Below are 21,387 nucleotides of genomic sequence, written 5' to 3' on the forward strand. Positions count from 1 at the left end.
AGCAAACATGGCATGTGGAGGACATGGTCTTGCCCTGGCCAGCCACTCTGGAGGGCCTGTCATCGCGAGCGACTACCGGGGCCCCGTCAGAGCGAGCGAAGCCCGAGGATCTGTCATTGCGAGCGAAGCGCGGCAATCCAGCTTCAACGGAGCCACCAACCGACCCGCTGGTGACCCGCTACCTGGACCATGTGCGTTTTGAAAAACGCCTGGCCGAGCGCACCTGCACCCTGTACCGGTTGGACTTGATCCGCCTGGCCGACATGGCTGAGGCCTCCAAGGTGCCTTTGCTGCAGGTGCAGACCGGCCACATCCGCCGCTGGGTGGCGCAGATGCACAGCGCAGGCCGCAGCGGTCGGGGCATTGCACTCATCTTGTCGGGCTGGCGTGGTTTTTACACTTGGCTCGGGCGCGAAGGGCTGATCGGCCACAACCCGGTGGTCGATGTGCGCGCACCCCGTGTGGCCAAGCCTTTGCCCAAAGCCCTGGGGGTGGACGAGGCGGTGCAATTGGCCGAACACGAGGAATTGGACGACGACCCCTGGCTCGAAGCCCGTGATGCCGCCATGGTCGAGCTGCTTTATGGCTGCGGCTTGCGCGTGGCCGAGCTGACCGGTCTGGACGTGCTGCCCAGTGCCGAGGCGTCGCGTGCCGGGCGCGGCTGGATCGATGTGCAAAACGCCGAAGTGCAAGTGCAAGGCAAAGGCGGCAAGCGCCGCAGCGTGCCGCTGGGCAGCGCTGCCACCCAAGCGCTCGCGCATTGGTTGGCGGTGCGCACGCAGGTGCCGGGCATGTTGACGCAGGCCACGCCCGGGGCCTCGCCCGCATCGCTGGCGCTGTTTCCGGGCCGGCATGGCACGCGTTTGACGGCCCGCTCGGTGGAGCTGCGCCTCAAGCGCCGCAGCCAGCTGGCGGGCTTGGCCACGCCGGTGCATCCGCACATGCTGCGCCACTCCTTTGCCAGCCATGTGCTGCAGTCCAGCGGTGACTTGCGGGCGGTGCAAGAACTGCTGGGCCACGCCAACATCACCACCACACAGGTCTACACGCGGCTGGACTTTCAGCACCTGGCCAAGGCCTACGACGCGGCGCACCCACGGGCCAAGCGCAAAGGCTGAAGGCTTGGGTATGTGCCCGACAATAGGGTCCATGAAAACCATTCGACTCAAAGACGGCAAGGAACGCTCCTTGCTGCGCCGCCACCCTTGGGTGTTTGACTCTGCCATTGCCAAAGGCGGCGGCGATCCGGGCGAGACGGTGCGCGTGGAGTCGCATGCCGGGCAGTTCCTGGGCTGGGCGTCGTTCAGCCCATCCTCACGCATCCGGGCGCGCATCTGGAGTTTTGACGAGGCGCAGCGCATCGACGCGGCCTTCATCGAGTCGCGCATTGCCCAGGCCGTGGCCGCCCGCCAGTGGTTTGACATCCAAAGCGACGGCGTGCGCCTGGTGCATGGCGAGTCCGACGGTTTGCCCGGCCTGATCGTCGACCGCTACGCAGACACCTTGGTCGCGCAGTTCACCAGCTGCGGCACCGAGCGCTTCAAACAGGCGATTGCCGATGCTTTGCTCAAAATCACGGGCCTCTCGCGTTTGTATGAAAGGTCCGATGCCAATGTGCGCAGCTTGGAGGGCCTGCCCGAAGTCACCGGCTGGCTGCGCGGCGAAGGCTCCACCGAGATCACCATCCGCGAACACGACTGGCAGCTGACGCTGGACATCGCCACCGGTCACAAAACGGGTTTTTATCTGGACCAACGTGACAGCCGCCAGCGCTTTGCGCAGCACACGCGCCACCGCCAGTTTGGCAAGGTGCTCAACTGCTATTGCTATACCGGCGGCTTCACCGTGGCCGCTCTGGCGGGTGGGGCAGGGCATGTGACGTCCATCGACTCGTCCGCACCTGCGCTTGACCGTGCCCGTGCCCATGTGCGCCTGAATGGCTTTGACGAGTCTCGGGCCACTTTCATGGACGCCGACGTGAACGCCAGCCTGCGCGCCTTCATCGAAGCGGGCGAGACCTTTGATGCGATCGTGCTCGATCCGCCGAAGTTCGCACCCACAGCGGCTCACGCGGATCGCGCAGCCCGCGCCTACAAGGACATCAACCGCCTGGCCTTCAAGCTGTTGTCGCCCGGCGGTGAGTTGTTCACCTATTCCTGCTCGGGCGGCATCAGCGCTGACTTGTTCCACAAAATCGTGGCCTCGGCCGGCACCGATGCCGGTGTGGACGGCTTCATCAGCGAACGCTTGCAAGGCGCACCCGACCACCCGATGACCATCGATTTCCCCGAAGGTGAGTACCTGAAAGGTTTGGTGGTGGTGCGCAAGTGAGCACCGCCCGGGGCGAAGCCCCCGGCCCCACCCCGCCTTGTATTCGTCGCTAAACTCCCCACCTCTTGTTTTTGATCCCGGAGCATTCCATGGCCCTCATTCCTGCAACCATCCTCACCGGCTTTTTGGGCTCGGGCAAAACCACCTTGCTCAAGCGTGTGTTGACCGAGGCTCATGGCCAGAAGATCGCCGTGATCGAGAACGAGTTTGGCGAGGAAAACATCGACAACGACATCTTGGTGTCTGACACCAACGAGCAGATTATCCAGATGAGCAATGGCTGCATCTGCTGCACCATCCGCGAAGACTTGCGCGCCACGCTGCAATTGCTGGCCGCCAAGCGCCGCAAGGGCATGCTGACTTTTGACCGCATCGTGATCGAAACCACCGGCCTGGCCGATCCGGGGCCGGTGGCGCAGACTTTTTTCATGGACGATGAGATCGCAGAGACCTTTTTGCTGGACTCCATCTTGACGTTGGTGGACGCCAAGCACGCGGCTCAGCAACTCAACGACCGCGTGGAGGCGCAGCGCCAGGTTGGCTTTGCCGACCAGATCTTCATCAGCAAGGCCGATCTGGTGTCGGCTGAAGAACTCGATGCTTTGCAGCACCGCCTCAAGCACATGAACCCGCGTGCGCCGCAAAAGGTGGTGCATTTTGGTGAGGTGGCTTTGAGTGAAGTTTTTGACCTCAAGGGCTTCAATCTGAACGCCAAACTCGACATCGACCCAGACTTTCTCCGTGACGACAGCCACGACCACGCGCACGGTGAGCATTGCGATCACCCTTCGCACCAACATGATCACCATGACCATGACCATGAACATGGCGAGCACTGCGACCACCCTTCGCATGACCACGAACACGGACAGGGCCACCACCATCACCATGATGACGATGTGAAGAGTTTCGTGTTCCGTTCAGAGCGGGCTTTTGATCCGGCCAAGTTGGAAGACTTCTTGGGTGCCATCGTCAACATTTACGGCCCGCGCATGCTGCGCTACAAAGGTGTGCTGAACATGCGCGGCACCGAGCGCAAGGTGATCTTTCAGGGCGTGCACCAGCTCATGGGCAGTGATCTGGGTCCTCAGTGGGCTGAGGGTGAGATAAAAATGAGCAAAATGGTATTCATTGGCATTGATTTGCCCAAGGATATTTTGTTGCAAGGCCTGGATCAGTGCCTGATTTGAGTCGGTTCGGCGCAGCACCAAGAAGGTGCTTTTTCTTGGAACTTCTCTTTAATCCGCCTCCCGGCGTTTTTTGAACGTTCTTGTCGCTACAATCGCCGCCCTGACGGCACCCTCTTTTGAGGGGCGTGCGAACCCCACAAGGTCTATAACAAGGGTTTGAGATGTCCATGTACGGGTCAGGAGCAGATGCATGCCTTGTGCTGCCATGGCCTGACTTGCCCTTCAAACACGGCTAGGAGACAAGACGTGAAGACCTCGAAAAAACCGGTTGCCAAAGCGGTGCCAACCAAAGTGCAGGTGAAAACCAAAGCTGCGGTTGCAAAACCTGTGGTGCCTGTCAAAGCCAAACTCGTCGTTCCAGGTAAAGCGGCTACCAAGCCCGCAGCCCCTAAGAAGTCAGGCGTCGCAACACCGGCGAAGGCTACCCAGGTCACTGTGAAAGCCGCAGCCAAGCCTGTGCCCGCCAAAAAAGCGGCTGTCACCACTGCGGTGGTCACAGCCAAAACGAAATCGCCAGCGCCGCCTGCCAAGAAAACAGTGGTCGGTGCGACCAACGCCAGCCTAGCCGTTAAGGCCAAGGCTGCCCCTGTACCGTCTGTGAAAAAGGCGTCTGCAGCTTCTCAAGTGAAACCTATGCCTGTTACCAAAGTGGAGCCTTCTAAATCGCCCGCAGCGCCTGCGCCTGCGCCTGCTACGCCAACTGCCGCCGCGCCTGATCAACTGGTGCGTGCGACTCGACCCTCTGCGCGTTTGGCTCAGATCACCGTGCCATCTTTGCCCCCTGCGGTGGCTTCTACGGCCGCCAAGGCCAGTTTCTTGCCCAGCGCGCCAGCACCAGTGTCTGTCCCGTTTGCACCTGTCAAAAAGGATGCAAAACTGGCGGGCAATTGGAAAAGCAAGAAGCTTGAGGATTTAACAGATGCTGAAGTGCTGGCGATGCCAGATGCGGAGTACATGAACGATGTGCAGATGGCCTACTTTCGCCGCAAGTTGGTGATGCTCAAGCAAGATATCCTCAACAGTGCTGGAGAGACCACCGAGCACCTGCGAGAAGACACGGTGGTGGTGCCCGATCCGGCTGACCGCGCGACGATCGAAGAAGAGCATGCACTGGAGTTGCGTACCCGCGACCGTGAACGCAAGCTGCTCAAAAAGATTGAACAGTCGATCGTTCGAATTGACGCGGGTGACTATGGCTTTTGTGACGAGACCGGTGAGGCCATTGGCGTGGGGCGTCTGCTGGCGCGTCCTACGGCCACCTTGTCGCTGGAAGCGCAGCAACGGCGTGAACTCAAACAAAAAATGTTTGGCGATTGAGCCTGGGTCAATCGGAGCGCAAATTAAAACCCCTCTTTCGAGGGGTTTTTTCATGGTGTGCTGGACTGGGAAGTTGATTTTGATGACTTCCCTAGGATTTATCCTGTTTTTTTGAAATTTTTACTTCCTTTAGGTATTACTTTCATTGCGCTTCGTAAGTGTCTAATTTTTAAAGAAATTTCCCTTTGAGTGACCTGAAAATTATGCGCTAAGCTGTTGATTTCATTGAAAAAATCTGACATGCCGCATCGCTGCGAAAGCTTTTCCTGATACAGTGCAAAAAAGTGCAATTAAGTGGGGAAAAGTGCCTGCTGTTGACGCTTTCAATTGGAAAAGGTCATTCACGTGTTTCAAGGGGCTTCATCGCTGAGTCTGGATGCCAAGGGGCGGCTGTCTGTGCCGACCCGGCACCGTGACGTCTTGAGCGCGATGGCACAGGGCCACTTGACCATCACCAAGCACCCCCATGGTTGCCTGATGGTTTTCCCTCGCAACGAGTGGGAAAAGTTCCGTGAGCGCATCGCTCAGCTGCCCATGTCGGCCCAGTGGTGGAAACGTATTTTTCTGGGCAATGCCATGGATGTGGAGATGGATGGCACCGGTCGCGTGTTGATTTCGCCCGAGTTGCGCCAGGCCGCGGGTATTGCCAAGGACACCATGCTCTTGGGCATGGGCAACCACTTTGAGCTGTGGGACAAAGCCACTTACGACGCGCAGGAAGCCCAAGCCATGCAAGGCGAGATGCCCGACGTGTTCAAGGACTTTTCGTTCTGACTGCCATGACCAATACCTCAGCTGCCCACATCACCGTGCTGCTGCAAGAGGCGGTGGACGCCTTGTTGCAGTCTTCTGCTGGCGCTGATGGCACCTATGTCGATGCGACCTTTGGCCGTGGTGGTCACTCCCGTTTGATCTTGTCACGCTTGTCGGCGCAAGGCTGTTTGCAAGCCTTTGACAAGGATCTTGAGGCCATTGCCGAGGCGGGGCGCATCGATGACGCTCGTTTTTCGATTCGGCATGAAGGCTTTGCCAACCTGAGCGACTTGCCCGATGGCAGTGTCGACGGTGTGCTGATGGACCTGGGTGTCAGCTCTCCCCAGATCGACAGCCCCGAGAGGGGTTTTTCTTTTCGTTTTGACGGCCCGCTGGACATGCGCATGGACACCACGCGCGGCGAGAGCGTGGCCGAATGGCTGGCAACGGCAACAGTGGATCAAATCACGGAGGTGATACGTGACTATGGCGAAGAACGGTTTGCTTTTCAGATTGCAAAGGCGCTTGTGGCTCGCCGACAAGAGCGGGGCCCAATTTCAACCACCGCCGATCTGGCCAAGCTCGTGGCTGACACGGTCAAAACCCGCGAGCCGGGCAAGGACCCTGCAACGCGGACATTTCAGGCTTTTCGGATTTTCATCAACGCCGAGCTTGAAGAGCTCGAACAAGCGCTGAACGCCAGCCTGCGTGTGCTCAGGCCGGGCGCGCGCCTGGTGGTGATCAGCTTCCATTCGCTGGAAGACCGCATCGTCAAACAATTCATGGCCAAGCATTCCAAAGAGGTGGTGGATCGCCGTGTGCCTTTTGCAGCACCCGTACCGATGCGTTTGAATGCGCTAGGGCGTGTCAAGCCCAGTGCCGATGAGGTTGGGAGTAACCCCAGATCTCGCAGCGCCATCATGCGCATTGCTGAGCGCACGCAGGTGCCTGCATGACGCGATTGAACATCTTTTTGCTGGTGTTGGTGTTGACCAGTGCAATGGTGTTGGTGCACAACCAGTATGAGTCGCGTCGTCTGTTCATGGCCTTGGAGACGGCGCTGAAAGATGCACATCGTCTGGAGGTTGATCACGACCGATTGGAGGTCGAGCGCAGGGCTCAGGCAACGCCTTTGCGCGTAGAAAAAATTGCGCGTCAACAATTGCAAATGAAAACCGCATCGCCGGCCATCACGCAATATGTGAGCGTCTCGGGTTTGACCGCAAAGGGAATGGGGCTGGCGACGCCTGTTCAAGAGGTTTGGCCATGAGCGTGCGCAGCGTACAACTGAGCTCCAGCCCCTTGCTCGCCAGTAAGACGCCCGTGTGGCGCAGCAAGTTGATCGTGGCGGCGATTGCTTTGGGGTTTTTGGGACTGGTGGCGCGTGCAGCCTATGTTCAGGTGATCGCCAATTCGTTTTTCCGTCACCAAGGTGAAGTGCGCTTTGCCCGCACCCTGAGTTTGCCCGCCAACCGTGGGCGGGTGCTCGATCGCAACGGATTGTTGCTGGCATCCAGTGTGCCTGCACCCAGTGTGTGGGCCAACCCCGAAGACATCGAGCGCGACCCGGGCAAGCTGCGTGACTTGGCTCGTCTCTTGCAGATGAGCCCTGCAGACCTGGACAAAAAACTCAAGGACGATGAAAAGACGTTTGTCTGGCTGCGTCGCCAGATGGATGAACCTGTGGTCAAGGCAATCCATGCATTGAACATCAAGGGTGTGTATGACATCCGTGAATACAAGCGTCTGTACCCTGAAGGTGAAGCAGCCGCGCACATTGTGGGCTTTACCAATGTGGAAGATCAGGGCCAAGAGGGGGTTGAGCTGGTCTTTCAGAAACAATTGGCAGGCAAGTCCGGTTCGCGCCGCGTGATCAAGGACCGCCTGGGCCGCGTGGTGGAATCTGTGGGTGAGACGATCCCGCCTGAAGACGGTATGGACCTGCAGTTGAGCGTGGACAGCAAGGTGCAGTTCTTTGCATACCAAAAGCTGCGCGCGGCGGTGGAAGAAAACAAAGCCAAAGCCGGCAGCGTCGTGGTGCTTGATGCTCAAACCGGGGAGGTGTTGGCCTTGGCCAACTACCCCAGTTATTCGCCCGACAAACGCATCAACCTCAGCGGTGAACAATTGCGCAACCGGGCATTGACCGACACCTTTGAGCCAGGCTCGACGATGAAGCCCTTCACGGTTTCCTTGGCGCTGGAAAAAGGCATCGTCAAACCCGATACGCCGATCCAGACCGCACCAGGCAAGATCACCATCACAGGCTCCACCATCAGTGATGCTCATCCGCATGGTGTCTTGACTGTCAGTGAGGTGATCCAGAAGTCCAGCAACGTGGGCACCGTCAAAATGGCGATGCAATTGCAGCCCAGGGAGATGTGGGAGATTTTCACGCAGGTGGGATTGGGGCAAAAGCCCCAATTGCCGTTTCCGGGCATGACCGCTGGCCGGGTGCGACCCTACAAGACCTGGCGCCCCATTGAACAGGCCACCATGAGTTACGGCTATGGCATCTCGGCCAGCTTGTTTCAGGTAGCGCGTGCTTACACGATGTTTGCGCGTGATGGCGAAGTGGTTCCTGCTACTTTGATGAAGGCCGAACATCGGGTGGCTGGCACACGGGTGATCAGTGTTGAAACGGCACGCGCAATGCGCAAGATGCTCCAAATGGCGGCAGGGCCAGGTGGTACCGGACCTAAGGCACAAACCATGGGCTATTCCGTAGGGGGCAAATCCGGCACGGCTCACAAGCAAGAAGGCAAAGGGTACGCCAGCAAAAAATATCGAGGGTTCTTTGTGGGATTGGCACCCATTGAGGCACCCCGCATCATCGTGGCTGTGATGATTGACGAGCCCAGCAATGGCAAGCACTTTGGTGGTGATGTGGCGGCGCCAGTTTTCAGTCAGACCGTCATGCAAACCTTGCGCTTGATGGGTGTGCAACCCGACATGGCCGTCAAGCCGCAAATCGTGACCCAGGCAGTTGAGGAGTCTTTCTGATGAAGAGGCTCCACAGCCCACAGGAAGCGGCCCACTGGTTGCGACAACGCGTGAGCGGTGCGCTGCGGACCGACAGTCGCTTGGTTCGACCTGGCGATGCTTTCATTGCTTGGCCCGGGGCTGCGACCGATGGTCGTTTGTACCTGAGCGCATCGTTGCAGCAAGGGGCTGTGGCGTGCGTATTGGCTTGCGAAGGCTCAGAACCTTGGCAGGCGCTGGCCGACCAAGACTTGGCCGAGCACCATGTTGAACGGCTGGCGTGCATGGCAAACCTGAAGGCCCAAACGGGTCTATTGGCCGATGCCTATTACGAGCGTCCCAGCGAAGAGTTGGATGTTTTGGCGGTGACGGGTACCAATGGCAAGACCTCAACCACTTGGTGGTTGGCGCAAGCTTTGTCGTCACCTGTGCTTCGCAGCCCTTGTGGCTTGGTAGGCACCCTGGGTATGGGGCAATTGCCTGACCTTTTGTTGACGGGAATGACCACACCAGACCCCGTATTGCTGCAGCGTCAGTTCCGCGAATTTGCTGACGAAGGGCTGAAATATTGCGCCATCGAAGCTTCCTCAATCGGATTGGCTGAGCGACGGCTGGATGGCACGCGTATCCGAGTGGCGGTTTTCACCAATTTCACCCAGGACCACCTGGATTACCACGGCAACATGGGGGCTTATTGGTCGGCCAAAGAAGCCCTGTTCTGTTGGCCTGACCTGATCGGTGTTGTGATCAATGTGGACGATCCTCAGGGTTCGGTGCTGGCTCAACGCTTGCAGTTGCGTGGCATGGATGTCTGGACTTGTTCGCGACAAGGCGCTGCTCGGTTGCGAGCACGTCAGATTCAAAGTGCTGAGGGCATTGCCTTTGAAGTGATGGAGGGTGATGAGCAGTTGGTGCTGCACACCACCTTGCTTGGTGATTACAACATTGACAACTTGCTCGGTGTGATTGGCAGTCTTCGTGTTTTAGGTTTCTCCTTGAAGGATGCATTGCAGTCCTGCACTTATTTGACCGCTGTGCCAGGACGCATGCAGCGTGTGGCTGGCCTCAAGACCGACGGGCCGATGGCGGTGGTCGATTACGCGCACACACCCGATGCAGTAGAAAAAGCCTTGATGTCTCTGCGTCCATTGGCCGCGCAGCGTGGCGGTCGTTTGTGGTGCTTGCTAGGCTGCGGGGGTGACCGTGATACGGGCAAACGTCCCCAGATGGCTGCCGCTGCACAAGCGCACGCAGACTGCGTGGTAATGACGAGTGACAACCCCCGAAATGAGTCGCCACAAGCCATTCTTGCAGAGATGGTCGCTGGACTGAAGCAGACTCAGGCTGTGCTGATTGAGCCTGACCGTGCCATCGCAATCGATGCACTGATCCATCAGGCAGATGCCAAAGACGTGGTTTTGGTGGCCGGCAAAGGGCACGAGACCTATCAGGAAATTCATGGCGTTCGTCATGATTTTTCCGATGTAGAGCATGTGCAAGCTGCCTTGCAGCGACGGGCGGAGCGCCTGTGCAATGCACCACAGGGAGCGCGGACATGAGCGCGATGATGTTGACGCTTAAGCAAGCGTTGGCTTGGCTGACAAATGCACACTGTGCCGGTGATCCGGATCTACGGGTTGACCGTGTGCACACCGACACACGCAGTGTTCGTGCAGGTGATTTATTTGTGGCTTTGCGGGGCGAGAAATTTGACGGAAATCAGTTCATTGCCCAAGCAAAGATACAAGGAGCCGTGGCGGTCTTGTGTGAGCCCCAAGGCGAAAGCTTGGCGCAAGCGCATGGACTGAGTGCTTTGGTGGTGCCCGATGCCCGTTTGGCACTTGGTGAGTTGGCCGCAGGCTGGCGTGCGCAGTTTGACTTGCCTTTGATCGCGGTGACCGGCAGCAATGGGAAAACCACGGTCACGCAGATGATTGCATCGATCCTGCGTGCCCATGCGCCAGAGCACAGTTTGTCTACGCAAGGCAACCTCAATAATGACATCGGCGTCCCGTTGACCTTGCTCAATTTGCGACAGCACCACCAAATGGCCGTGGTCGAGTTGGGCATGAACCACCCGGGAGAAATTGCCTACCTGGCACGTTTGACCAAGCCCACAGTGGCTTTGGTCAATAACGCCCAGCGTGAGCATCAAGAATACATGGGTACTGTGGAAGCGGTTGCCCGCGAAAACGGTGCGGTATTGCAGGCGCTAGCTGACGAAGGTGTGGCGGTCTATCCGGCAGACGACCTGTACACCCCGATCTGGACGGATTTGGCAGCATTGCGGACATGTCGCACATTTGCTTTGCAGGGGGCTGATGTCAGCGCAACGGATCTGCTGTGGATTTCGGGCGCGTGGCAATTCACGCTCAAGACAAAAGAAGGCATCGCACCCGTGCGTCTGCACATTGCAGGGCGTCACAACGTCAAGAACGCATTGGCTGGCGCGGCCTGCGCACTGACTGCTGGCGTAGAGCTGGCCTCGGTGGTGCAGGGCTTGCAAGTTTTTCAGCCAGTGAAGGGCCGCTCGCGCGCTTTGACGCTGGAACTGGATGGTCAAGAACGCTCATTGGTGGACGATACCTACAACGCCAATCCAGATTCGGTACGTGCTGCGATCGATGTGTTGGCCGAACTGCCTGTGCCTCGTTTGATGGTGCTAGGGGACATGGGCGAAGTGGGCAATCAAGGACCGCAGTTCCACGCCGAAGTCGGGGCTTATGCCTTCGAGCGTGGCATCGAGGCGCTCTACACCCTGGGGGCCATGTGCGTCGATGCCGCCAAGGCTTACGGTGCGGCCCGCCATTTTGAGAACATGCCCGCACTGCTTGAGGCGGTACTGTCCGACGCCCGGAATTTCCAGAGCATCGTCGTCAAGGGTTCGCGCTTCATGAAGATGGAGCAGGTGGTCGAGGCCCTGGTGCAGCAAGCTGCAGAAACCAACAACAAAAAAGGGGAGGCCCATGCTGCTTAGCTTGGCGCAATGGTTGCAAACGTTGTCTCCCGATTGGGGCTTTTTGCGTGTGTTTCAGTACATCACCTTCCGTGCGGTGATGGCTGCTTTGACGGCCTTGTTGATCGGCTTGGGTGCCGGTCCATTTGTGATTCGCCGCCTGACCTCGCTCAAGATTGGGCAGCCCATCCGTGGTTATGCGATGCAGTCACACCTGGCCAAAAGCGGCACACCCACCATGGGCGGCGTGCTGATCTTGTTGTCGATCGCCATCTCGACCTTGCTCTGGTTTGACCTGTCCAACCGATTCGTCTGGATCGTGTTGATTGTGACCTTGGGCTTTGGCGGTATCGGCTGGGTGGATGACTGGCGCAAGGTGGTCAACAAAGACCCCGAGGGCATGCGCTCGCGTGAGAAGTATTTCTGGCAATCGGTGATTGGGCTGCTGGCGGCGTTGTACTTGGTGTTCAGCATTTCAGAAAGCTCCAACCTGCGTGTGCTGGACCTGTTTGCCAAATGGGTCATGTCCGGTTTCGATGTGAACTTGCCCCCCAAAGCCGGTTTGATGGTGCCCTTCTTCAAGGAGGTGAGCTACCCGCTGGGCGTATTCGGCTTTGTGATCCTGACCTACCTGGTCATCGTGGGTGCCAGCAACGCGGTCAACCTGACCGATGGCTTGGATGGCCTGGCCATCATGCCTGTGGTGATGGTGGGCTCTGCATTGGGGGTGTTCGCGTATGTGACCGGCAGCTCGGTGTATTCCAAATACCTGTTCTTGCCGCACATCCCCGGTTCGGGAGAGTTGATGATTTTCTGTGCGGCCATGGCAGGCGCGGGTTTGGCTTTCCTGTGGTTCAACACCCACCCAGCACAGGTGTTCATGGGCGATGTGGGTGCGCTGGCGCTGGGGGCCGCATTGGGCACCATCGCGGTGATCGTGCGCCAGGAGATCGTCTTGTCCATCATGGGCGGTATTTTCGTGGTGGAGGCCGTGTCGGTGATGGCACAGGTGGCGTACTTCAAATACACCAAGAAAAAATACGGTGAAGGTCGTCGCATCCTGAAGATGGCGCCTTTGCACCACCATTTTGAAAAAACAGGCTGGAAAGAAACGCAGGTTGTCGTGCGTTTCTGGATCATCACCATGCTGCTGTGCCTGGTCGGCCTGTCGACCTTGAAGCTGAGGTAAGCCATGCAACAGCTCCACGGTCAACACGTTCTGATTCTGGGTTTGGGTGCGTCGGGCTTGGCGATGGCCCGCTGGTGCGCCCGTGCCGGTGCTGACGTGACCGTGGCCGACACACGTGAAAGGCCACCTCAACTGGCCGCCTTGCATGCCGAATGGCCGCAAGTGAAATTTGTGCCTGGCGCATTCAACGCCAGCTTGGTCGCAGGCACTTCGGTGCGTGCTGTTTTCCGCAGCCCCGGCCTGTCACCCGAAGTGGTGGCCCCCGTGGTGGATGCCGCCAAAGCCATCGGCTTGTGGCAAGGCGGCGAGCTGAGCCTGTTCGCAGCCGCATTGCAAGATCTGAAAAATGAATTTGGCTATGCGCCCCAAGTGCTGGCGATCACGGGCACCAATGGCAAGACCACTGTGACTTCGTTGACCGGTCAATTGGTCGAGCGTTCTGGCAAAACCGTGAAGGTGGCCGGCAACATTGGCCCGACCCTGCTGGACACCATGGCCGAGGCCCTGGCGCAGGCCGATGCGCTGGTGGTGCAGCAGGCGCAGGCGTTGGCCGAGCAGCAAGCGCAAGAAGCCGACAAAGACACTGTGTCACCGCCTGCAGTTGCTCTGACTGAGGCGGTTGCCGAGCTCGCAGATGAGGCGGGCGTTGACGGTGCGACCGACGAGAATGCCGAGGACGTTGATGCCGAGGATATCGCCGTGGTGCTGCCGGTGGTCGCACCTGCAGTGGTGCACCCGATGGCCAGCGCCTTGCCACAAGTGTGGGTGCTGGAGTTGTCCAGCTTCCAGCTCGACAGCAGCGACGGCTTTGAGCCCACTGCCGCCACCGTTTTGAACATCACGCAAGACCACTTGGACTGGCATGGCTCGATGGATGCCTATGCCGCTGCCAAGGCCCGCATTTTTGGCGACAAGGGCTTGATGGTGCTCAACCGGGAAGATGCACTGGTCATGGCCATGCGGCCAGCGCCCATCAAGGTCAAACTCCAGCGTCCCATTGAACGTGCCTGCGTGACCTTTGGTGGCGACATGCCCCAGCGCCCCGGCGACTTTGGCATCGAAGTCATGAACGGCATGACCTGGCTGGTGCGCGCTTTGGAGGCCGATGAAACCCGTCGTCGACGCAAGGACGCCGAGGAAGAGTTGCACATTCAGCGCCTCATGCCTGCCGACGCCTTGCGCATCCGAGGGCGTCACAACGCGGTCAATGCCCTGGCCGCTTTGGCATTGGCCAGCAGCGCGGGCTGTTCTTTGGCCCCGATGTTGTATGGCTTGCGCGAGTACCGCGGTGAGCCGCACCGCGTTGAGCCGGTTGCCGTGGTCAACGAGATCGAATACTTTGACGACAGCAAAGGCACCAACGTAGGGGCCACCGTGGCCGCCTTGCTGGGCCTGGGCGCTGACCGCCGTGTGGTGGTCATCTTGGGAGGCGATGGCAAGGGGCAGGACTTTGCACCATTGGCCGAGCCCGTCTCGCGTTTTGCGCGTGCGGTCGTGTTGATCGGCCGCGATGCGCCTGTGATCCGCGAAGCGCTGAGCAGGGTGTCTGTGCCGGTGCAGGATGCCCACGACATGGTGGACGCGGTCAAGCAGGCCACAGCGCTGGCACAAACCGGCGATGCGGTTTTGATGTCGCCCGCTTGTGCCAGCTTTGACATGTTCGAGGATTACGAGCACCGTGCCTGTGTGTTTGCTCAGGCCGTTGCCGATCTGGCCGATGCCGCCGGTGTCAGCATGGAGGGCACGCTGTGAGCGAGCGCCAAGGCACCATGCTCACTCTGCGTGGCAGCTTTGCGCGCATGGGGGCCTTGTTCGGTGGTGGTGGCGCGCGTGCGCAAGCCGCTACGGGGCAGGGTCTGCCCGTCAATCTTGGTGCGTATGAGTTCGCCCGCCAGTCACCTGGCACGGCAGCCCGTTTGCAAGGGGTGGACCAAGCGCTGGTCTGGGTGGTGGTGGCGTTGCTCATGTGGGGCATGGTGATGGTGTATTCGGCCTCGATCGCGATGCCTGACAACCCTCGTTTTGCCCGTTACACACAAACCTATTTCCTGATCCGTCACGTCATTTCATTGGTGATCGGCTGTGCCGTGGCCTTGCTGGCATTTCAAGTGCCCATGGAAGTGTGGGAGAAGGTCGCACGGCCCATGTTTTTGTTGTCCCTGGTTTTGTTGGCCATGGTCTTGATCCCGTTCATTGGGAAGGGAGTCAATGGGGCGCGCCGCTGGATACCCTTGGGCATCACGAACTTCCAACCTTCTGAGCTGGCCAAGTTGGCGACCATCATTTATGCGGCCGATTACATGGTGCGCAAGATGGACGTCAAGGAGCACTTCTTCCGCGCCGTGTGGCCCATGGGCGCAGCCGTCGCAGTGGCTGGTGTGTTTTTGCTGGCCGAACCCGACATGGGCGCCTTCATGGTGATTGCCATCATCGCCATGGGGATCTTGTTCCTGGGCGGTGTGAATGCCCGCATGTTTTTTCTGATTTTTGCGGTGCTGGTGGGTGCGTTTGTGATCATGATTGCGGCATCCCCTTGGCGTCGTGAACGTATTTTTGCTTACCTCGATCCCTTCAGTGCAGAGCATGCTTTGGGCAAGGGTTATCAGTTGTCGCACTCCTTGATTGCGATCGGACGAGGTGAAGTCTGGGGCGTGGGCTTGGGTGGCAGCGTGGAAAAATTGCACTGGTTGCCCGAGGCGCACACCGACTTTTTGTTGGCGGTGATCGGCGAGGAGTTTGGCTTGGTCGGTGTGACCGTGGCGATTTTTGCCTTCTTGTGGTTGGCTCGCCGCATCATGGTGATCGGCCGTCAATCCATTGCCTTGGACAAGGTTTTCTCGGGCCTGGTGGCGCAAGGTGTGGGCATCTGGATTGGTTTTCAGTCATTCATCAACATGGGCGTCAATCTAGGCGCCTTGCCCACCAAGGGACTGACGCTGCCTTTGATGAGTTACGGTGGCTCGGCCATCATGATGAATTTGGTGGCCATTGCGATCGTCTTACGCATCGATGCCGAAAACAAACAAATGATGCGCGGAGGTCGGGCATGACCGAACGCCAACAAAAATGCGCCTTGGTCATGGCCGGTGGCACCGGTGGCCACATCTTCCCTGGCTTGGCTGTGGCAGAAGCTTTGCGCGATGCTGGCTGGCGCGTGCACTGGCTGGGAGCCCCCAACAGCATGGAAAGCCAGTTGGTGCCGCCAAGAGGTTTTGCTTTTGAAGCCATCGACTTTGGTGGTGTGCGTGGCAAGGGTCTGAAAACATTGGCCTTGTTGCCCCTGCGCTTGCTCAAAGCTTTTTGGCAAAGCCTGCAGGTGGTGCGCCGTGTCCAGCCCAATGTGGTGCTGGGCTTGGGTGGCTACATCACTTTTCCGGGCGGCATGATGGCCAGCTTGCTTGGTAAACCCGTGGTCTTGCATGAGCAAAACTCGGTGGCCGGCATGGCCAACAAGGTGTTGGCTCAGGTGGCCGACCGTGTGTTCACCGCTTTCCCACACGTGTTCAAAACCGGGCGATGGGTGGGCAACCCCCTGCGCCAGGCATTCACGCAACAAGCCACCCCAGCAGAGCGCTTTGCCGACCGCAGCGGTCCATTGCGCGTCTTGGTTGTCGGCGGCAGTCTCGGTGCCAAGGCGCTCAATGACATCGTGCCGCAAGCAATGGCACTCATCCCTGAAGCACAGCGTCCGCAGGTCATCCACCAAAGCGGTGCGAAGCAAATCGACGCCCTGCGCGCCAACTATCAGGCAGCGGGTGTGCAGGCCGAGTTGACCCCATTCATCGATGACACCGCCACCGCCTTTGCCCAAGCCGATCTGGTGATCTGCCGCGCAGGCGCCAGCACCGTGACCGAATTGGCCGCTGTGGGTGTAGCCGCCTTGTTTGTGCCTTTCCCCTACGCGGTGGATGACCACCAGACCACCAATGCGGACTTTTTGGTTCAGCACGGCGGTGGCTGGTTGGTGCAGCAGACCGAATTGACCGCCGAGTCTTTGGCCGCACGTTTACAAAATCTGGACCGCAGCCAATTGCTGGCCTGCGCCCAAAAAGCCCATGAACAGAAAAAAACAAATGCAACTCGGGAGGTTGTGATGGCTTGTGAGGAGTTGGCGGCATGAAACACGCCATTCGAAAAATCCATTTCATCGGCATTGGCGGCTCGGGCATGAGCGGCATTGCCGAGGTCTTGCTGAACCAGGGCTATGCCATATCCGGCTCTGACCTGTCGGACAGCGCCACCTTGCGCCGCTTGGCCGGTTTGGGCATCCAGACGCATGTGGGCCACAGCGCCGACAACGTGCGCGATGCCGATGCCGTGGTCACCTCCACCGCCGTCAAAGCCGACAACCCCGAGGTGCTCGCTGCACGTGAGCGCCACATCCCGATCGTGCCGCGTGCGGTGATGTTGGCCGAGCTGATGCGCATGAAGCAAGGCGTGGCCATTGCGGGCACACACGGCAAGACCACCACCACCAGCTTGGTGGCCAGCGTGCTGGCCGAAGCCGGCTTGGACCCCACTTTTGTGATCGGTGGGCGCCTGAACAGCGCAGGCGCCAATGCCAAGCTGGGCACCGGCGACTACATCGTGGTCGAGGCCGACGAGTCCGATGCGTCTTTCTTGAACCTGTTGCCGGTGATGGCGGTGGTGACCAACATCGACGCTGACCACATGGAAACCTACGGCCACGATTTGGCCCGTTTGAAGGCGGCCTTTGTGGACTTCCTGCACCGCATGCCTTTTTACGGCACGGCCATCATGTGCGCTGACGACCCTGGTGTACAGACCATCTTGAACGACATCGCCCGTCCAGTGACCACGTATGGTTTGAACGAAGGCGCGCAAGTGCGGGCTGTGGATGTGCGTGCGGTCGACGGTCAAATGCATTTCACTGTGCAGCGCCGCAACGGTGTGGTCATGGCCGACCTTCCGGTGGTGCTGAATTTGCCTGGCAAACACAATGTGCTCAATGCGCTGGCCGCCGTGGCCGTCGCGGTGGAGTTGGGTGTGGACGATGCGGCTGTGCAACGTGCGCTGGCCGGTTTCAAAGGCGTGGGTCGGCGCTTTCAGCGCTATGGCCAGGTGCGCACAGCCGATGGCCTGGGGCAATTCACCCTGATCGACGATTATGGTCATCACCCCGTGGAGGTGGCCGCTACTTTGGCGGCGGCCCGCGGTGCGTTTGCCGGTCGCCGATTGGTGCTGGCCTTCCAACCGCATCGTTATAGCCGTACACGGGATTGTTTTGAAGACTTCGTCAAGGTCATTGGTAACGGTGCCGATGTCGTTTTGTTATCCGAGGTGTATGCCGCTGGCGAAGCACCGATTGTGGCGGCCGATGGCCGTTCGCTGGCACGTGCTTTGCGTGTGGCGGGCAAGCTGGAGCCGGTGTTTGTGGACGACATCGCAGACATGCCGCAGGCGGTGTTGACGAACGCGCGGGATGGCGATGTGGTCATTTGCATGGGTGCGGGCACCATCGGTGGTGTACCGGCCAAAGTGGTGGACATGGGGGGTGCAGCATGAGCACTTCAAAATTCGGAAAAGTGGCGGTGTTGATGGGCGGACGCTCCGCAGAGCGAGACGTCTCTCTGATGTCGGGTCAAGGCGTTCTGAAGGCATTGCAGTCCTCGGGGGTGGATGCGCATGCGTTTGACCCGGCCGAGCGGGAACTGAGTGAGCTCAAGCGCGAGGGCTTTGACCTGTGCTTCATCGCCTTGCATGGCCGCTACGGCGAAGACGGTACCGTGCAAGGTGCGCTGGAATTGTTGGGCATTCCCTACACCGGCTCTGGCGTGATGGCTTCCAGCATCGCGATGGACAAGACCATGACCAAGCGTGTCTGGCTGGCCGAAGGCCTGCCCACGCCGCGTTATGAACTGGTGCGCCGAGAACAACTGGCCAGCGTGTCGGCTGACCAGCTGATCGCCGCCTTGGGCTTGCCCATGATCGTCAAGCCTGCACGCGAAGGTTCTTCGATCGGCGTGACCAAAGTCACTTGCGCCGACGAGCTGCCCGCCGCATTGGCCCAGGCCGCGCAATGCGATGCCGACATCTTGTGCGAGCAATGCATTGTGGGTGACGAAGTGACTTGTCCCGTCTTGGGCGCAGGCGATACCGCCCAGGCCTTGCCGGTGATCCGCATCGTGGCGCCGCAAGGCAATTACGATTACCAGAACAAATACTTCACCGACGACACCCAATACTTGGTGCCCAGCGGTTTGGCTGCCGCCGAAGAAGCGGCCATCGTGGCGTTGGTGGTCAAGGCTTACCAAGTGCTCGGTTGCCGGGGCTGGGGCCGCATCGACGTGATGATCGATGGTCAGACGCGCCAGCCTTATCTGCTCGAAATCAACACTTCGCCTGGCATGACCGGCCACTCGCTGGTGCCCATGTCTGCACGTGCCGCAGGCATCAGCTACGAAGCTTTGTGTGCACAGTTGCTCGCTGCGGCCAGCTTGGACCATCAGGAGGTGCGTGGGTGAAAAAAGCCATGCCTTTGCCGATGGACGTCCGGCTCATGTACTTCACCGCCAACTTGTTGGTGGTGGGGGTCGTGTTGCTGGCGCTCGGCAATGGGGTTCGATGGGTTTTTGCTCATCCAGTGTTTTCAATCGAGTCCATCAGCGTGCACGGGGAGGTCAGTCGCAACAACGCGGTGACATTCAAGGCCAATGTCATGCCCAAACTTTCGGGTAATTTCTTCACCTTGGATTTGGATGCTGCGCGCCAAGCCTTTGAAGCTGTGCCCTGGGTGCGCTCTGCCGTTGTTCGGCGCGACTACCCCAATCATTTGCATGTTGTTTTGCAGGAGCATCGACCTGTCGCGTTGTGGGGCCAAGAGGAGGCCACAACGATGGTCAACCAACAAGGCCAGGTGTTCGAGGCCAATTTGGATGAGGCCGATGTAGAGGACTTGCCTCGCATGAAAGGCCCAGATGGACTTTCCCGGGAGGTGCTGCAAATGTACCAATACCTTCGCCCCATCTATGTGGCGATGGACATGGACATCGATGAATTGGAGTTGACACCGCGGGGCAGCTGGCGCCTCTTGACGAAGGCGGGGGCATGGATGGAACTGGGGCGTGGAAATGAGGCGGAGGTTGGTGCAGCTCTAAAGGTTTTTTTCAAGACACTCTCACAGGTCACGGGCCGATACGGCAGGACTTCCACGTCTTTGATCGGTGCGGATTTGCGCCACAAGGATGGTTATGCCTTGCGTTTGCAAGGTGTGAACACGGTGGAAGCAGATGGCAACAAAAGACCTTGAGTGATCAAGCAGAAATACAACGGAAACGGTGAGTCATATGGCAAAAGAGTACAAAGATCTGGTGGTGGGTTTGGACATTGGCACCTCCAAAGTCATGGCGGTGGTGGCCGAGGTCTTGCCCGATGGGCAGCTCAAGATTGCAGGTTTGGGTATTGCGCCGGGCAATGGCCTCAAGCGCGGCGTGGTGGTCAACATCGACGCCACCGTGCAAAGCATCCAGCAGGCTTTGAAAGAAGCCGAGTTGATGGCCGATTGCAAGATCACCCGCGTGAACGTGGGCATCACTGGCAGCCACATCCGCGGCATCAACTCCAGCGGCATGGTGGCCATCAAGGACAAGGAAGTCACGCCGGCCGATGTGGCCCGTGTGATGGAAACTGCCCGTGCCATCAACATCTCCACCGACCAGCGTTTGCTGCTGGTGGCACCCCAAGAATTTGTCATCGACAGCCAAGAAGTCAAAGAGCCGATTGGCATGAGCGGCATGCGCCTGGAAGCCAAGGTGCACATCGTGACCGGTGCGCAAAGCGCGGCGGAAAACATCATCAAGTGCGTGCGCCGCTGTGGCCTTGAAGTCGACCAGTTGCTGCTGAACCCCCAGTCGTCCAGCCTGGCCGTGCTGTCCGAAGACGAACGAGAACTGGGCGTGGTCTGTGTGGACATCGGCGCAGGCACCACCGATGTGGCGATCTTTGCCAACGGCTCGATCCGCCACACCGCCGTGATCCCCATTGCCGGTGACCTGATCACCAGCGACATTGCCATGGCTTTGCGTACCCCCACCAAGGACGCGGAAGACATCAAGGTTGAAAGCGGTTACGCCAAGCAATTGCTGGCCGATCCCGATGCGCAGGTCGAGGTGCCTGGCTTGGGTGACCGTGGCCCCCGCATGCTGAGCAAGCAAGCGCTGGCCGGCGTCATCGAGCCCCGCATCGAAGAAATTTTCTCGCTGGTGCACCAGGTCATCCGCGAGTCGGGCTATGAAGAAGTACTGTCCTCGGGCATTGTGCTCACCGGCGGCAGTGCGGTCATGCCCGGCATGATCGAGTTGGGTGAAGACATTTTCCTCAAGCCCGTTCGTCGTGGCTTGCCCAAATACGCAGGCGGTCTGGCCGACATGGTCAGCCAGCCGCGTGCCGCCACTGTGATGGGGCTGCTCGAAGAGGCCCGCATGGCGCGTCTGCGCGGCTTCAAGGTCACGCAAAAGAAGAGCTCCGTCAACAACGCTTTTGGCCGCTTCAAAGACTTCATTGTGGGGAACTTCTGATGAACTGGAAAAAACTTTTCCTGGCCCGAGGCGGCCCCCCTGTGTCGAGGCCTTGTCGATGTTGACAAACCTTGAACCCGTTTCCCAAAAACAAGATCCACAAAATTCAGGCAAAGCACATATTTAGGAGAG

Annotated in this window: 18 protein-coding genes; all 18 read left to right on the plus strand. The window is 59.0% G+C overall.

Annotation, left to right across the window (positions count from 1 at the left end):
* Positions 1-29 precede the first annotated feature (29 nt).
* Positions 30-1,118, plus strand: coding sequence for a tyrosine recombinase XerC (locus B9Z52_RS13595; protein WP_369907927.1), 1,089 nt, complete (start codon positions 30-32; stop codon positions 1,116-1,118).
* Positions 1,119-1,149: 31 nt separating this feature from the next.
* Entirely contained in the window at positions 1,150-2,331 is a 1,182-nt protein-coding gene (locus B9Z52_RS13600) for a class I SAM-dependent rRNA methyltransferase (protein WP_108414392.1), read from the plus strand.
* An 89-nt stretch (positions 2,332-2,420) separates the two neighbouring features.
* Positions 2,421-3,521 carry a GTP-binding protein gene (locus B9Z52_RS13605; RefSeq protein WP_108414393.1) on the plus strand — a complete coding sequence of 367 codons (1,101 nt, stop codon included), beginning with the start codon at positions 2,421-2,423 and terminating at the stop codon, positions 3,519-3,521.
* 246 nt (positions 3,522-3,767) lie between these two features.
* Positions 3,768-4,838, plus strand: a complete 1,071-nt coding sequence (gene dksA, locus B9Z52_RS13610; protein WP_369907922.1) for an RNA polymerase-binding protein DksA — start codon at positions 3,768-3,770, stop codon at positions 4,836-4,838.
* Positions 4,839-5,183: 345 nt separating this feature from the next.
* The gene (mraZ, locus tag B9Z52_RS13615; RefSeq protein ID WP_108414447.1) at positions 5,184-5,612 is read left to right on the plus strand and encodes a division/cell wall cluster transcriptional repressor MraZ; all 429 of its coding nucleotides are present in this window, start codon (positions 5,184-5,186) and stop codon (positions 5,610-5,612) included.
* A 5-nt stretch (positions 5,613-5,617) separates the two neighbouring features.
* Positions 5,618-6,547, plus strand: a complete 930-nt coding sequence (gene rsmH, locus B9Z52_RS13620) for a 16S rRNA (cytosine(1402)-N(4))-methyltransferase RsmH (protein WP_108414394.1) — start codon at positions 5,618-5,620, stop codon at positions 6,545-6,547.
* On the plus strand, positions 6,544-6,861 hold the full coding sequence (gene ftsL, locus B9Z52_RS13625) for a cell division protein FtsL (protein WP_108414395.1): 318 nt from the start codon (positions 6,544-6,546) through the stop codon (positions 6,859-6,861). Before rsmH ends, ftsL begins: the two co-directional genes overlap by 4 nt.
* Complete coding sequence (locus B9Z52_RS13630; protein ID WP_108414396.1) at positions 6,858-8,594, plus strand: penicillin-binding protein 2; 1,737 nt, start codon at positions 6,858-6,860, stop codon at positions 8,592-8,594. The genes ftsL and B9Z52_RS13630 overlap by 4 nt, the downstream gene beginning before the upstream one ends.
* Positions 8,594-10,132 (plus strand): UDP-N-acetylmuramoyl-L-alanyl-D-glutamate--2,6-diaminopimelate ligase, encoded by a 1,539-nt coding sequence (locus B9Z52_RS13635; protein ID WP_108414397.1) that lies wholly within the window; start codon positions 8,594-8,596, stop codon positions 10,130-10,132. The genes B9Z52_RS13630 and B9Z52_RS13635 overlap by 1 nt, the downstream gene beginning before the upstream one ends.
* Positions 10,133-10,140: 8 nt before the next feature.
* Positions 10,141-11,550, plus strand: a complete 1,410-nt coding sequence (gene murF, locus B9Z52_RS13640; RefSeq protein WP_108414448.1) for a UDP-N-acetylmuramoyl-tripeptide--D-alanyl-D-alanine ligase — start codon at positions 10,141-10,143, stop codon at positions 11,548-11,550.
* The gene (gene mraY, locus B9Z52_RS13645) at positions 11,540-12,718 is read left to right on the plus strand and encodes a phospho-N-acetylmuramoyl-pentapeptide-transferase (RefSeq protein WP_108414398.1); all 1,179 of its coding nucleotides are present in this window, start codon (positions 11,540-11,542) and stop codon (positions 12,716-12,718) included. Before murF ends, mraY begins: the two co-directional genes overlap by 11 nt.
* A gap of 3 nt (positions 12,719-12,721) precedes the next feature.
* Positions 12,722-14,470, plus strand: coding sequence for a UDP-N-acetylmuramoyl-L-alanine--D-glutamate ligase (gene murD / locus B9Z52_RS13650; protein WP_108414399.1), 1,749 nt, complete (start codon positions 12,722-12,724; stop codon positions 14,468-14,470).
* Between the two features lie 47 nt (positions 14,471-14,517).
* Entirely contained in the window at positions 14,518-15,768 is a 1,251-nt protein-coding gene (gene ftsW / locus B9Z52_RS13655) for a putative lipid II flippase FtsW (protein ID WP_108414449.1), read from the plus strand.
* On the plus strand, positions 15,765-16,838 hold the full coding sequence (gene murG, locus B9Z52_RS13660; RefSeq protein WP_108414400.1) for an undecaprenyldiphospho-muramoylpentapeptide beta-N-acetylglucosaminyltransferase: 1,074 nt from the start codon (positions 15,765-15,767) through the stop codon (positions 16,836-16,838). Before ftsW ends, murG begins: the two co-directional genes overlap by 4 nt.
* Positions 16,835-18,244, plus strand: coding sequence for a UDP-N-acetylmuramate--L-alanine ligase (gene murC / locus B9Z52_RS13665; protein ID WP_108414401.1), 1,410 nt, complete (start codon positions 16,835-16,837; stop codon positions 18,242-18,244). The genes murG and murC overlap by 4 nt, the downstream gene beginning before the upstream one ends.
* Positions 18,241-19,203 carry a D-alanine--D-alanine ligase gene (locus B9Z52_RS13670; RefSeq protein ID WP_108414402.1) on the plus strand — a complete coding sequence of 321 codons (963 nt, stop codon included), beginning with the start codon at positions 18,241-18,243 and terminating at the stop codon, positions 19,201-19,203. Before murC ends, B9Z52_RS13670 begins: the two co-directional genes overlap by 4 nt.
* Positions 19,204-19,211: 8 nt before the next feature.
* A complete protein-coding gene (locus tag B9Z52_RS13675) occupies positions 19,212-19,988 on the plus strand; it encodes a cell division protein FtsQ/DivIB (protein WP_233251962.1) in 777 nt (258 codons plus the stop codon).
* Positions 19,989-20,025: 37 nt separating this feature from the next.
* Positions 20,026-21,255 (plus strand): cell division protein FtsA, encoded by a 1,230-nt coding sequence (gene ftsA, locus B9Z52_RS13680; RefSeq protein ID WP_108414404.1) that lies wholly within the window; start codon positions 20,026-20,028, stop codon positions 21,253-21,255.
* Positions 21,256-21,387 lie beyond the last annotated feature (132 nt).

This window comes from Limnohabitans sp. Jir72 (genome assembly GCF_003063575.1).
In the GTDB taxonomy this organism is placed as follows: domain Bacteria; phylum Pseudomonadota; class Gammaproteobacteria; order Burkholderiales; family Burkholderiaceae_C; genus Limnohabitans_A.

Coding starts and splice junctions, on each gene's coding strand:
- murG (WP_108414400.1), top strand. CDS start 15,765: ATGACCGAACGCCAACAAAAATGCGCCTTGGTCATGGCCGGTGGCACC.
- B9Z52_RS13630 (WP_108414396.1), top strand. CDS start 6,858: ATGAGCGTGCGCAGCGTACAACTGAGCTCCAGCCCCTTGCTCGCCAGT.
- B9Z52_RS13675 (WP_233251962.1), top strand. CDS start 19,212: ATGCCTTTGCCGATGGACGTCCGGCTCATGTACTTCACCGCCAACTTG.
- rsmH (WP_108414394.1), top strand. CDS start 5,618: ATGACCAATACCTCAGCTGCCCACATCACCGTGCTGCTGCAAGAGGCG.
- mraY (WP_108414398.1), top strand. CDS start 11,540: ATGCTGCTTAGCTTGGCGCAATGGTTGCAAACGTTGTCTCCCGATTGG.
- ftsL (WP_108414395.1), top strand. CDS start 6,544: ATGACGCGATTGAACATCTTTTTGCTGGTGTTGGTGTTGACCAGTGCA.
- B9Z52_RS13635 (WP_108414397.1), top strand. CDS start 8,594: ATGAAGAGGCTCCACAGCCCACAGGAAGCGGCCCACTGGTTGCGACAA.
- murD (WP_108414399.1), top strand. CDS start 12,722: ATGCAACAGCTCCACGGTCAACACGTTCTGATTCTGGGTTTGGGTGCG.
- murC (WP_108414401.1), top strand. CDS start 16,835: ATGAAACACGCCATTCGAAAAATCCATTTCATCGGCATTGGCGGCTCG.
- B9Z52_RS13600 (WP_108414392.1), top strand. CDS start 1,150: ATGAAAACCATTCGACTCAAAGACGGCAAGGAACGCTCCTTGCTGCGC.
- murF (WP_108414448.1), top strand. CDS start 10,141: ATGTTGACGCTTAAGCAAGCGTTGGCTTGGCTGACAAATGCACACTGT.
- B9Z52_RS13605 (WP_108414393.1), top strand. CDS start 2,421: ATGGCCCTCATTCCTGCAACCATCCTCACCGGCTTTTTGGGCTCGGGC.
- ftsA (WP_108414404.1), top strand. CDS start 20,026: ATGGCAAAAGAGTACAAAGATCTGGTGGTGGGTTTGGACATTGGCACC.
- B9Z52_RS13670 (WP_108414402.1), top strand. CDS start 18,241: ATGAGCACTTCAAAATTCGGAAAAGTGGCGGTGTTGATGGGCGGACGC.
- ftsW (WP_108414449.1), top strand. CDS start 14,518: ATGGGGGCCTTGTTCGGTGGTGGTGGCGCGCGTGCGCAAGCCGCTACG.